We start from the raw sequence: 12,847 nt of genomic DNA on the forward strand, positions 1-12,847 counted from the left end.
GACAAAAAAAAGGCTGATTTAACAATCAGCCTTTAGTCTAAGTTACCGAAATTAAACGTGATTACTCCACGTTAAAGTGTCGGTTGAAGAAACTGGTGATGGTTTGGTGTAAGTGCGTTTGTACGCTCTTGCCACGTAAACTGTGTTTTGAACCCGGGTAAGTCATCATTTCGAACTGCTTTTCTTGATCTTGCAGTTGTTTGAATAACTTAGTGGCGTGAGTGAATAACACGTTATCATCTGCCATACCGTGGTAAATCATCAGTGGGCCTTTTAAGCCTTCGGCATATGGGAAAACTGCACTTGCTTCGTAACCTTTCGCGTTAGTTGCAGGGTGACCTACATAACGTTCAGTGTAGTGAGTGTCGTAAAGTGCCCAATCAGTTACTGGCGCACCAGAAACACCGGCTTTGAAGTAGTCGCCCGCTTTAAACATAGTCATAAGCGCCATATAACCACCGTAGCTGTGGCCATAAATACCAATACGTTCAGGGTCAACGTAATCAAGGGTACGTAAGAACTCGACACCTTTGATTTGGTCTGCCACTTCAGCAACACCTAAGTGCTTATAAATCACGTCTTCAAACTTTTTACCACGGTTGTATGAACCACGGTTATCAAGTTGGAAAATAACATAGCCTTGTTGTGCCATGTACTGGAAGTATAAGTTTTTACTACGCCAGCTGTTCGTTACGCGCTGAGCATGAGGGCCGCCATAAACGTTAACAATAACTGGGTGCTTTTTACCATCTTGGTAATTAGTTGGCTTGAATAAACGGTAATGCATGATTTGCCCGTCTTCAGCCTTTAACGTGCCGTATTCAGGCGTGATCAAATCAGCTAGGTAAGGCGTTAATGGGTGTGACTTATCTAACTTGTTTTCTTCAAGCCAAGTGATAAATTCGCCATTAATTTTACGTAATGCTGCAGAGCCAGGCTTATTCACTGATGAGCTGTTATCGATAAAGGTTTTGTTATCTTTAGCAATCACCACATTATGGTAAGCACCTAGCTCAGTTACGCGCTTAATTTCGCCTTTTTTGAATAGCGGTACGCTGTAAAGGTGGCTTTCAAGTGCCGTGTCTTTACGACCTGCAAAATAAACGATGCCTTTTTTCTCATCGATACCTTTTAAGCTATCAACAACCCATTCCCCTTGGGTGATTTGACGGATCATTTCACCGTTTGTGCGGTATAAATAAAGGTGTTTAAAACCGTCGCGCTCAGATGCCCAAACGAAATGTTTCTTATCGTTTAAGAACTGCAAATCAAAGTGCAGGTTAATCCAAGTATCACTGGTTTCTGTTAGGGCAACGGTTTGTTTTTTAGTGTCGCTATTATAAAAACGTAACTCTAAGTTATGTTGCGAGCGGTCTTGCCACTGATAAGAAAGTGTTTTGTTATCTTTTAACCATTTTGCGCGAGCGATATAAATATCTTGATCGTCGCCTAAATCAACCCAGTCAGTTTTTTGATTGTTGATGCTTACAACACCTAACTGAATTTTAACGTTGTCGGTACCTGTAAACGGGTAGCGCTGATTAAATAGCTTTACTTCATCGGCGTAAATTTCATTACGGATCGCTTCTTTTACTGGGCTTTCATCAACACGGGTATAAGCGATTTTAGACTCATCACCAGACCACCAGTAGCCAGTCATGCGGCCCATTTCTTCTTGCGCAACAAACTCGGCCATACCGTTTTTAATAACGCCGCCACCATCTTTACTTAATTGGATTTCTTGACCCGTTTTTAAGTTAAGTGCATACAGGTTTTGCTCACGAATAAACGACACAAAGTGCCCTTTAGGTGAGAAACGTGCATCGGTTTCAAATGCTTCTGTGTCGGTTAATTTGCGGCTTTTAGCTGAAGCAAGCTCATAATAATAAAGGTCGCCATTAAGCGGGAATAAAAGCGCTTTACCGTCTTTTGACCATTTATATTCTAAGATCCCTTTACCAAAAATACGTTGGCGCTCACGGCGTGCTTTTTCTTCGTCAGATAAGTTTTCTGGACCAGAAAATAGCGCAGCAGAGTCAACTAATAAGCGGTTTTTGTTATCTTTTAAGTTGTATTCCCATAAGTCGTAGCGATTGTAATCATCGGTTTTACCTTGCAGGTAAGTTACACGACTGCCATCTGGAGAGAATTTAAGTTGTACAGGCGCTTTACCTGCTAAGCTTGGATCGTCAAAAATACGTTCAAGAGTGAGTGGTTCAGCGGTCACACTGAATGCTGTTGCCACCACTGGCAAAGCAAGTGAGAGAGATTTAATTTTTTTTAGCACAGGAGTACCTTCGCTCGAATAAAAACTGCCACGATGGTAATGGTAAGCTTAGGCAACTGCAACAAAATGCTATAAAGTAGGGTTTGTTTACCCAATATCAAAGGATTTACTGATGAAAAATACTGATACGCCGTTTTCTTTGGCCCCAGAACTACAACGCGATTGCATTGAGCTTGCTGATTGGCCACTGTGTAAAGTATTGCTGATGAATGATAGCCAATACCCTTGGTTTATTTTAGTGCCAAGAGTTGCTGGCGTTAAAGAGATTATCGACCTTTCTGAAGAGCTACAAATTACCTTATTACAAGAGTCGGGCAAACTGAGTAAACTATTACAACAGGTGTTCAACCCAGACAAACTCAATGTAGCTGCACTAGGGAATATGGTACCGCAATTACATGTTCATCATATTGCGCGTTTCACAACTGATGCAGCTTGGCCAACACCAATTTGGGGTAAATTACCAGCAGTACCTTATAGCGACGAACAAATTGCCGCATTAAAAGCGCATTTTTAAACTGTTTGTTCTAGCAAGATTGGACTAAGCTAAATGGATGATGCACGAAGGGGTACGGAATAAATGAAACACACAGTGTTTGCCGTGTTGCTTATTCTGAGCTCTTTTTCTTGTTTTGCAAAAAGCTATTACTTTGTTGGTAGCCACTTTCCTGCCATTTTAGAGCAAGATCAACAAGGCACAGTGGTTGGCTTGGGTGCCGATATTGCTCACGAAATTTGCAGGCGTTTAGGGCATGAGTTGGTAATTGATATCATGCCACTAAAACGCGCTCTAAAAATGGTAGAGCAAGGTCAGGCTGATGCCATTATTGGTCCTTACAAATCCATTATACGTCAGCAGTATATGCAATTTAGTGACTTGCCCTTTTACGAAGACCCGATTGTTTTATATACCAAAAAGAACAATGATGTGACTTGGGTTGGAAACTTTGCCAGCCTTCGTAAAGATATTATTGGTACAATTCGAGGTTGGAACTATGGTCCTGAATTTAAGCGTAACGAGGCAAATTTATCGCTATCTGAAGTGGGTAATGTGCGGGCTAGCTTTTTACAATTGATGCATAACCGAGTTGACTTAATTCTTACCCATCCTCGGGCTGCAAAGCCTGTGATCGACAGTTTAGATATAGCAGATAAAGTGATTATGTTATCGCCGCCGGTGACGGTTAATCAGGGCTACTATGGCTTTAGTAAACAACGCGAACTCGATGAATTTATCGATGCTTTTAATGCCGAGTTTCAAAAAATGCTGATCAACGGGGATATTGTAGAACTAAACTCCAAATATGGTTTGAACTTCGTTGCACACTAGTCGTGTTTTACTCGATTTCAGGCAACAAAAAACGCTGCAATTGCAGCGTTTTTTGTTAGAGAAGAATAAGGCTTAAAGACCTAATACTTCTTTACCTTGTTTGAAAGTAACATCAACAGGGATGTTAGCTTGGCTTAGTTTTTCTAAGTCTTTAGCTAGTTCAGCTTTGATGTCGCCATGAGTTGCGATTAGCTGATCAACTTTTTGGTAATCACCGTCACCTTGAATAGTAAGGATTAGGTTAGATAGTTTCTCCATTGCTTGGCTCATTTTCTCCATGTTAACGCTGTATAAGCCGTCAGCATTTTTAGAGAATGCACCTTCTTCAGCGAAGAAGTTAAAGCGGATCATGTTCGCTTTACCGTGTGCGCTTGATGCACCAAAACGCACTGAGCGGAAGATACCAGCCATAAAGGTGATGTAGTAATCCTCTAACGTACCGTCAGTGATCTCGCCTTTCTTAAGTAATTGCTCAACCATGTAAAGACCTAAGATATCCGCTTTACCTTCTTCAAGGGCACTTGCATGCTCTTGCAATGATTGGCGAACAGTTCCTTTACCAGTAATGGTGTTTTTAATACCTAAACCGTGCGCTACTTCGTGGAACATAGTGTTTGCGAAGAAAGCATCAAAGGTAATGTGTTTACGCTGCTCAGGAACAATTAGCTGCTCTGAAATTGGCACTAAGATTTTATCGAATTTAGCGCGCATTGCGTTTTTAAGCTGTAAACGTCGAGTGCCTTTTTCTAGCTGAACTTGTTCATCATTTGGCAGGTTGATAGCAATTGTTTTACTACCTGCATTTGAGTGGCCTGCGTAATAAACAACATCATAAGCATTTAGGTCAGCATCAGAGCCTGGGACTTCTTGCTTGTATTTTTCGTCTACAGGTAAACCTTTTTGTAGCTCAGGTAAGAAAGCGGCAAATTTAGCTAAACGCTCGCTCCATGCTAAATCTTTAATTAATACATAAGATTCATACGCTGCACGGTAACCAAATAATTGATCTTCATAGGTTTCGATAGGGCCAATAACCACGTCAATTGGGTTATTTTTCATATCCATCCACGCAAAATCAGATGGTTGGAAGTCATCACTTACTAGTGCGTCTGCGCGCATGCTTAGGTAGTTAGCAAATTCTTTATCATCAGCCAATTTACTTGCTTCGCGTAATAAATTAGCTGCTTTTTCTAGCTCTTGTGCGTACTCAACCGAGTAAGCCACGCTATAAAGAAGGCCTTTTTCATCGCGCTTGATCACTGAGTAAAGACCGGTTTTGTCATCAACGATTGCGTTGTTTAATTCTTCTTTTGTGATATCGCTCGGGTAAAATTCAGCGCCTAAAGGCTTTTCTTCATAGCCTGACAAGAATACTTGGTCACCGTTTAAGCGATCCCAAGGGCCGTAGTTGATATCTGCAAACTTCTGAACTTTTTCATCATTAATTTTTGCTAAGAAAGCGTCTTTGCTCTCACCAAATGCTTGGCGCCAAAATAGCTCATCCATGATTTTTGAGGCATCGATTAACTTGCCAATCATTTGCTTCTGGTTATCGCTTAAGTGGCTAAGATCAGAAGTAAGCGTAAAGTCAGTGTAAATGTCTAAGCGGCTTTTCTCAGCATTGATAAGTTGTGGGTTGTTTTGTTCAGTAGTTTGCTTTGTTTGCTCTGCAGCAGGCTTAGTTTGAGAAGTGGTAGCTTGCTGGTCAGAACATGCACCAAGGAAAACAGCACCTGATAAGATAAGTGCTTGGCTAATTTTATTTAATGTCATTTTTTTGCCCGTTAAAAAAGTGAGAGTCATTGCTTAGAAAACAAAAAGTCTATGCATTAAAGCAAACCTGACATATATATGGCAAGTTTACAGCACTAGAAGCAATATTTATTAGGGCGTGTTGACCTTTGTGGATTAAAATTTGTTCACTCTAGGGGCGATTTAATCGCGGCGCGAGATTTGTAACCTAGTGGGCTAAGTAAAAATCGAGCAACAAAGAGTTAATCGCCCCTAGGAAGAACCTGAAGGGCAGCGCGTGTTTGGCATTGATGCTGCGTTATCGCCTATTTATGTGGAACAACCACACTACATAGGCTCTGCCTTGCCTAAATACCAAACACACTGCTGCAAAATTAATCACAAAAGGTCAACACGCCCTAGTTAGTTAAAAAATATAAAAAATAGATAATTTCTGTGAATTTCTTAACTTTAGCGCTAAGTTAGACAATACTAAAACTATAACTAATCTAATAATGTCAGTCATTAGTCTGTCTTTGTTTAGGCGGGCTAACCCAAGAGGATGGCACACATATGTCAACAGAAAATGCATTACTGACCATATTGGTCGACAGAATAAATAATGACACTTTAGTGTTACCTACCTTACCAGAAGTTGCAGTGAAGGTAAGGCAAGCCGCGGATAACCCCGAGGTAAACTTGATGGATATGGCAGATGTCATCTCTCATGATCCGGCATTATCAGCACGAATGATCAAAGTCGCCAACAGTGCATTTATGGGGCGCTCAGTTAAAGTTACAAATCTACACCAAGCTGTAACACGAATTGGTCTACGTCAAATTAAGAACATTGCAACTGCAATGGCAATGGAGCAGCTGTTTGTATCGCATAATGAGCTTATCAAAGGCTATATGGACAAGGCATGGCAGAAAACCCTCAAAGTAGCATGTCACTCAATTACCTTGATGGATTTCTTCTTACGCAGAAATAAGCATACATCATTGAATCGCGACACAATTACCTTAGCGGCATTGGTTTATAACATTGGCGTACTGCCTATTTTAACAGAAGCTGAAAAGCACCCCGAGGTGTTCGCAAACCCAAGTTTCCTTGCTCATGCCATTCAAAAGCTGGGTGGTAAAGTAGGTGGCGCAATTATGCGTGCTTGGGGCTTTACTGATGAGTTTGTAGAAGTAGCTGAAAGCTGGGCAAATCCAAACTACCGTCCAGAGCATATTTGCTATGTTGATTTTATTCGTATTGGCGCGATTTTAGAAGGCATCTTACAGGTGTCTGATAAGTCTGCGGCATTGCAAACTTACATGGACAAAGGCGTGATTGAATCACTAGATATGTTCAGTGACGATGAATATAACGATATGCTTAATGAAGTAAAAGCAATTTTTACTGAATAACTTTAACAAAAAGCGCGACTTAGTCGCGCTTTTAAATTAATTAACTCTCAGATTAATTTTATAAATCTTCTGCGTCGCCTAAGCCTTGAGTCAGCTCTTCTAGCAATTGCTTAATTTCTTCTGACGCTAGGATAAAGTCAGCATCAAGTTTGACCGCCATATCTTCTTTTGGAATGTCGGCGTTTTCTTCTTTTAATGTTTCTGAGTAGCTTAAACGCTTAATTGAACCATCGTTTTGTAGCATGAACTTAACGCGTTCTTGCCAATCAAGAGCCAGCTTAGTTACGCGCTTACCATTTTCTAAGTGTGACTTTACTTCGTCGCATGATAAGTCATGGCCTTTTAATTTAACCTGAGCGCCACTGTCATCGGCTTCTTCAAGCTCTGCATCATTACCGATAGAAAAGCCTTCAGGGGTACTGAAATTAGTTAACCAGTCAGTTAAAAATACATCTAAATCGTAATTCGCAAATGCAGGTACGACAGGTAACGTGCCAAGTGATTTACGTAATAGGGCTAAAAGCTCTTCTGCTTTATTAAAGCTTGCGCTGTTAACCACAACCCAGCCATTCTTTTGATCAATAAACGCAAACTGTAGGCTCGATTTTTTGAATGCTTGAGGTAGTAAAGTGTGCAGAATATTTTCTTTTAGTTCGTCTTTTTCTTTTTTCTTTACTGGGCGGTTTTCTTCAGCTTCGATTTGCTCTACTTTCTCTGCAACCAATTCGTTGATAACGGCAGCTGGCAGTACTTTTTCTTCACGTTTAGCACATACTAAAATGCTGTCTTGAGAGAAATGAGATAGGGTTTGACCATGTTTACCAAAGGCTTTTGTCCAACCGAAAGTTGAAAGCTCTTGGCCTGTACATGAGCGGAACAAGTCTTGTTCTAGGGCTTTGTCGAAGTCTTCTTGAGAGTATGAAACGTCTTGTTTAAAACGGTAACAGATAAGGTTACTAAACCACATAATTAGGCTAATCCTTTCAATAAATTTGCCCAATCATAGCAATAAAAAACTGATGCCGAAATGAATCATTTCGGCATCAGCGTTAATTGCTTATGAGTTAAACATTGAAAGTGGCTTTGGCATGTTTTTCGGAAAACTAATATGGTAGTGCAAGCCTTTACCGACTTCGCTTGATACCTCAATATCGCCACTCAGGGTTTGCTTAACAAGGTTAAAAGTAATATGTGTGCCCAAGCCACTGCCGCCTTGGTCGCGCTTGGTTGTAAAGAATGGGTCGAATAGCTTTTCTAACTGCTCTTTTGATACGCCATTACCATTGTCTTTAAAATCGATAACGACTTCGTCATCTTCTTCTTTGATCACAATATCAATGATGCCACTTTCAATCCCTTCGAAACCATGAATGAGTGAGTTCATAATCAAGTTTGTGAAAATTTGACTAATCGCACCCGCAGGCAGGTTAAGTGTTAAATCATCAGGGCAATCTAAATTAATATGATGCGATGTTTTCTTAAGCTTTGGATGGAGTGAGCGGATCACCTCACCTAAATACTCTTTAAAGTTAATGGTACGTACGGCTTCACTGGCTTGGTCCACTGCAATTTGCTTAAAGCTTGCAACCAGCTCTGAAGCTCGGTCTAGGTTACTAGTCAGTAGGCTAGTACTTTGCTTGGCGTCATTAATAAACTCTTCAAGCGCTTTTGGCGATAGGGTTTTTTCTTTATATGCCGCTTCAATTTGGTCCAAGCGTTCTTGTAAAAATGATGTTGCGGTAACACCAATCCCAATAGGAGTGTTTACATCATGAGTAATACCCGCCACTAAGCCACCTAAAGCAGCCATTTTTTCTGAGCCAACTAAGCGTTCTTGCGCCATATTTAGTTCATCAAGGTAGCGTTGTAACTCAGTTTGCTTGGTTATGAGTTCTTGTTCAGTTTGTTTACGTAAATCAATTTCTTCAGTTAGTGTCAGCTTTTGTTTTTCAAGCTCGTATTTTTGTTGCTGCAAGTCCATCATCGCTTGGCTTAGGTTTGATGTTTTGCGCGCTACTTCTTGCTCTAACTGTAAGTTATGTTGGTCGAGCTTTTCGTTGCTTATCAAAAGCTCTTTTTGCGTATGTTCGAGCTCTTCACGGTAAAGTACCACCTTATCAATTAAGCGGTTGAAAGACTCTTCCATTACTTTTAATTCGTTGTGTTCAACAGTTTTGATCTCGATATGGCGGCCTTCTAGGTCGTTTAGTTCAAGATCTTCAATTTGTTCTGTGAATTGTGCCAATGGCTCGGTTAAGCGCTTTCTAAATGCAAGTAAGAAAAGAATGATCAAAAAGGTGGTTTTGATCATTGCATTACCAATTAAAAAGTAGATAGAAATCATGATGCGGCTAAAGACCACTTCACGACTTGAGAACAGGGTTACATCACCTACTTGGGTTGTTTTACCCGAAAATTCAAAAATGAGTGGGAATGTGTAACCGAATAAGCCTGATGGCGTATCTTCGATAATCGCTTCTTCTTGCACTAACTGTTGACTGTATAGCTCGTGAATATCTAACGAGCGACCTAACTGAGAGAGTACCTCGCCGCTATCATCACGCACAATAATACCCTCGATCATAGGGATTGCCAGTAAGCCCTCAGCCGTGGTGATGGTTTGTTTATCGTTCAGTTCCCAAATAGCGCGGGTTAAACTACGGCTAAATGTTTTTTGTAAAGTCGTTAACTCGTCGCGAATATAATCTTTGGTATTAACGTACTCAGCAATAACTTGTCCACAGGTCACTACAAAAGTAAGTAAAAAGTAGACTGAGAGTACATTTGTTAATAATTCTTTGGACAGGCTTTTTTGTAGCATGGAATATCCATAGCTCCTTGGTGACAATTGTAATACATTCAGCTAGTTCTAAAGTTAGCTAATAAATGGTTAAAAAGAAATAAATATATCCTTTTTTACTGGAACATTTCTAAATTGTTAGTAAATTTTGAAAAAACTTGCCCTTACTGCGCTTGAAAAAGTGTGTTATAAATTTATTCCATCTTTAATTTAGCCTTTTTTGATGTTGTATTTGCTACAGCGAAGATTTTTATTTCATGAATAATCCTAATTTTTCAGTACTGGTCTGTGATGATTCAAATATTGCCCGAAAGCAGGTAGTACGCTGTTTAGGGGATTGCTTGGATGCAGATGTTCAACAAGCCACTAATGGCCGCGAAGCTCTTGCCTTATTGCGCGAGCAAAACTTTGATCTATTGTGCTTAGATTTAACCATGCCAGAATTGGATGGTGTTGCAGTGCTCGAAACAATCAAAGCAGAGAAAATAGAGTGCTTTGTTATAGTGATTTCGGCTGATATTCAGGCTGAAATGAAACAAAGAGTAGTAAAATTGGGTGCTATTGACTTCATTGATAAACCGATAGATCTTGTGCGACTAAAAGCAACTTTGCATAAATTTGGTATTCACTAATCTTTTATATAACACAAACGCATAATTTATCTTTTCTTTAAGGGTTGACAGGCTGGCTACATTTAAGGCAGTCTACAGTCTATGAAAACATTTAATCACACAACGACCATTATTATTACAACCATCATCCTTACGGGATAGTGGCATAGGTCGGTGCAACAAAATTATAGGCCTGTGTTCACTAGAACACAGGCCTTTTTCGTTTATGGAATGAGGAAACATAAATAATGCGAGTATTAAAATTTGGTGGGTCGTCCTTGGCCGACTACGCATGTTTGCAACAGGTAGCTCAGTTAGTCAAAGAAGAATTACGCGATGAAATGTTGTTAGTGCTGTCAGCGCCGGGTGGCATGACAGATTCATTAGTAGCATTAGCAAGCGCTGCTGAGCAGGGGCAAGATTTTAGTGAGTTATGGCAAGCTTTGGTTGCACGCTGTGAACAACTAAAAGCTGCTGTCGAAGCTGACTTTGGTCAGACAGCAAATTGGCCTGATCTGAGCGAGCTTAAGAATAAACTAGATGGTGTTGCACTTTTAAAGTGTTGCCCAGACCAAGTACGTGCTTATGCAATCAGTTTTGGTGAGCGCGTAAGTGTTGCCTTGATGGAGTGTATGCTTAAAGACAGTAATGCTCGTTATTTAGAAGCGACAGATTGTATAGCTTCAGTGGGTGGCTACATTGATGCTGAAGCTGACTTGAATGCAAGTAAGTTACGTTTTCAAGCAGCATTAAAAGCGGCACCGAGCACAATTTATATCATGCCGGGTTTCACTGCTGCCAATGAGCAAGGTGAGCTAACAACACTTGGTCGTAATGGTTCAGATTACTCAGCAGCCATTGCAGCAGCATGCCTAGAAGCTGATGTATGCCAGATCTGGACTGATGTTGACGGTGTTTACAATGCTGACCCGCGTTATATCAAAAAAGCATCTAAGGTTGATTCGTTATCTTATAAAGAAGCAATGGAGCTGTCTTACTTTGGTGCGAAAGTATTGCACCCGAAAACGATTTTACCTTGTGCTAAAGCAGGCGTGCCGTGCGAGATCAAAAATACTCATAACCCACGTGCAGAAGGTTCAGTGATCAGTAATGACAGTGTGTCGAACGATCCAGTTAAAGCGTTATCAAGTTTACAAAACCTCGCTATGTTAACGGTGTCTGGCCCAGGCATGAAAGGTAAAGTTGGCATGGCGTCAAAAGTATTTAATGCACTGGCGCACGACAATGTTTCAATTGTACTAATCACTCAATCTTCGTGTGAATTTAGCATCAGTTTCTGTGTGCATGAGAGTGACCTATCTCTTGCTTTAGAAGCATTACAAACTGCTTTCGAATTAGAATCACAAGCCGGTTTAATCGAACCAGTACAAGTACAGCGTAACCTTGCGATTGTTACTCTAGTTGGCGATAACATGCGTGCGCACAAAGGTTTAGCGGCTAAGTTCTTTGCTTCATTAGCTCAAGCGCAGGTTAACATTGTTGCTATTGCACAAGATTCGACTGAAAGCGCCATTTCAGCGGTTATCGACGGTGAACTATGCAACGACGCAGTAAAAGTGTGCCATGAGAACTTCTTTACTCACATTCCTTCAATCGATGTGTTTTTGCTTGGCTGTGGCTTAGTGGGCCAAGAGCTTATTCAGCAGTTAGAGCGTCAGCAAGCATGGCTTGAAAAACGTAACATCAAGCTGAACTTGTACGGTGTTGCTAACTCAAGACAGCTTTATCTAGATAGCGAAGGTATTGCTTTTGATGGCTGGCAAGACAAACTAGCCGAGTCAGAGCAGGCATTTGATTTAAATCTGGTTGAGCAATTTGTTAAACAAAACCATTTAATTAACCCTGTGATTGTAGATTGTAGCTCAGCCGATAAGCTTGCTGCGCAATATGTTGATTTCTTGAATGCCGGTTTCCATGTGGTTGCGGCAAACAAAAAAGCCAATACTAGCTCATATGCTTACTACCAAGATTTAGTAGCAGCAACACAAAAGAATAACCGTAAGTTTTTATACGAAACAAACGTAGGTGCAGGCCTGCCGGTTCTTGATAACTTGAAATCATTATTTGGTGCCGGTGATGAGCTTATTAAGTTCAGCGGTATCTTATCGGGTTCATTATCGTATATGTTTGGTGCACTGCAAGATGGTTTATCACTTAGCGAAGCAACATTAAAAGCAAAAGAAAGTGGATTTACAGAACCAGATCCGCGTGATGATTTATCAGGCACTGATGTTGCCCGAAAACTACTGATCATTGCTCGTGAGTCGGGTCTTGAGTTAGAACTTAGCGATATTGAAGTTGAATCAGTTTTACCAAAAGGGTTTGCTGAAGATGATTCTGTAGCAGATTTCATGGCAAAACTACCATCTCTTGATGCACAGTTTAACGACCGCATTCAAAGCGCTGCAAGTGAAGGTAAAGTACTTCGTTATGTGGGCACTATTGAAAACGGTCAATGTAAAGTAGGCATTGAAGCCGTAGATAGTAGCCATGCTCTTTACGATATCCGTGATGGTGAAAATGCATTGGCAATCTTAAGTCAATATTATCAACCACGTCCGTTTGTGATTCGTGGTTATGGCGCAGGTGCTGAAGTAACGGCTGCAGGCGTATTTGCTGATATCTTAAAAACGTTAACACGTTAGGAGCTG

General features: G+C 40.6%; 9 protein-coding genes. 5 read left to right on the top strand and 4 right to left on the bottom strand.

The annotated features are described in order from the left end of the window. Positions 1–61: 61 nt before the first annotated feature. A complete protein-coding gene (locus NFU46_RS18230) occupies positions 62–2,287 on the bottom strand; it encodes a S9 family peptidase (protein WP_251603858.1) in 2,226 nt (741 codons plus the stop codon). 112 nt (positions 2,288–2,399) lie between these two features. On the opposite strand from NFU46_RS18230, the gene NFU46_RS18235 reads away from it, so the two are divergent. Both NFU46_RS18235 and NFU46_RS18240 read left to right on the top strand, forming a co-directional pair. Then, a complete protein-coding gene (locus NFU46_RS18235) occupies positions 2,400–2,804 on the top strand; it encodes an HIT domain-containing protein (RefSeq protein ID WP_054562674.1) in 405 nt (134 codons plus the stop codon). Between the two features lie 63 nt (positions 2,805–2,867). Then, positions 2,868–3,617, top strand: a complete 750-nt coding sequence (locus tag NFU46_RS18240) for an ABC transporter substrate-binding protein (RefSeq protein ID WP_251603861.1) — start codon at positions 2,868–2,870, stop codon at positions 3,615–3,617. 72 nt (positions 3,618–3,689) lie between these two features. On the opposite strand, the gene NFU46_RS18245 is transcribed toward NFU46_RS18240, so the two are convergent. Further along, on the bottom strand, positions 3,690–5,390 hold the full coding sequence (locus NFU46_RS18245) for a dipeptidyl-peptidase 3 family protein (protein ID WP_062566085.1): 1,701 nt from the start codon (positions 5,388–5,390) through the stop codon (positions 3,690–3,692). 531 nt (positions 5,391–5,921) lie between these two features. Between NFU46_RS18245 and NFU46_RS18250 the strand changes: the two genes are divergently transcribed. Beyond that, a complete protein-coding gene (locus NFU46_RS18250) occupies positions 5,922–6,764 on the top strand; it encodes an HDOD domain-containing protein (protein ID WP_062566084.1) in 843 nt (280 codons plus the stop codon). Between the two features lie 58 nt (positions 6,765–6,822). Here NFU46_RS18250 and rdgC read toward each other — a convergent pair whose 3' ends face one another. Both rdgC and NFU46_RS18260 read right to left on the bottom strand, forming a co-directional pair. After that, on the bottom strand, positions 6,823–7,731 hold the full coding sequence (rdgC, locus tag NFU46_RS18255; RefSeq protein WP_054552583.1) for a recombination-associated protein RdgC: 909 nt from the start codon (positions 7,729–7,731) through the stop codon (positions 6,823–6,825). A gap of 90 nt (positions 7,732–7,821) precedes the next feature. Then, positions 7,822–9,585 (bottom strand): sensor histidine kinase, encoded by a 1,764-nt coding sequence (locus NFU46_RS18260; protein WP_054562670.1) that lies wholly within the window; start codon positions 9,583–9,585, stop codon positions 7,822–7,824. Positions 9,586–9,821: 236 nt separating this feature from the next. Here NFU46_RS18260 and NFU46_RS18265 point away from each other — a divergent pair, with 236 nt between their 5' ends. Together NFU46_RS18265 and thrA are read left to right on the top strand one after the other, a co-directional pair. Further along, positions 9,822–10,196 carry a response regulator gene (locus NFU46_RS18265; protein WP_054562669.1) on the top strand — a complete coding sequence of 125 codons (375 nt, stop codon included), beginning with the start codon at positions 9,822–9,824 and terminating at the stop codon, positions 10,194–10,196. A gap of 227 nt (positions 10,197–10,423) precedes the next feature. Further along, on the top strand, positions 10,424–12,841 hold the full coding sequence (gene thrA / locus NFU46_RS18270) for a bifunctional aspartate kinase/homoserine dehydrogenase I (protein WP_251603864.1): 2,418 nt from the start codon (positions 10,424–10,426) through the stop codon (positions 12,839–12,841). Positions 12,842–12,847 lie beyond the last annotated feature (6 nt).

The sequence above is a fragment of the Pseudoalteromonas sp. NCCP-2140 genome (assembly GCF_023708065.1).
Lineage (GTDB): Bacteria > Pseudomonadota > Gammaproteobacteria > Enterobacterales > Alteromonadaceae > Pseudoalteromonas.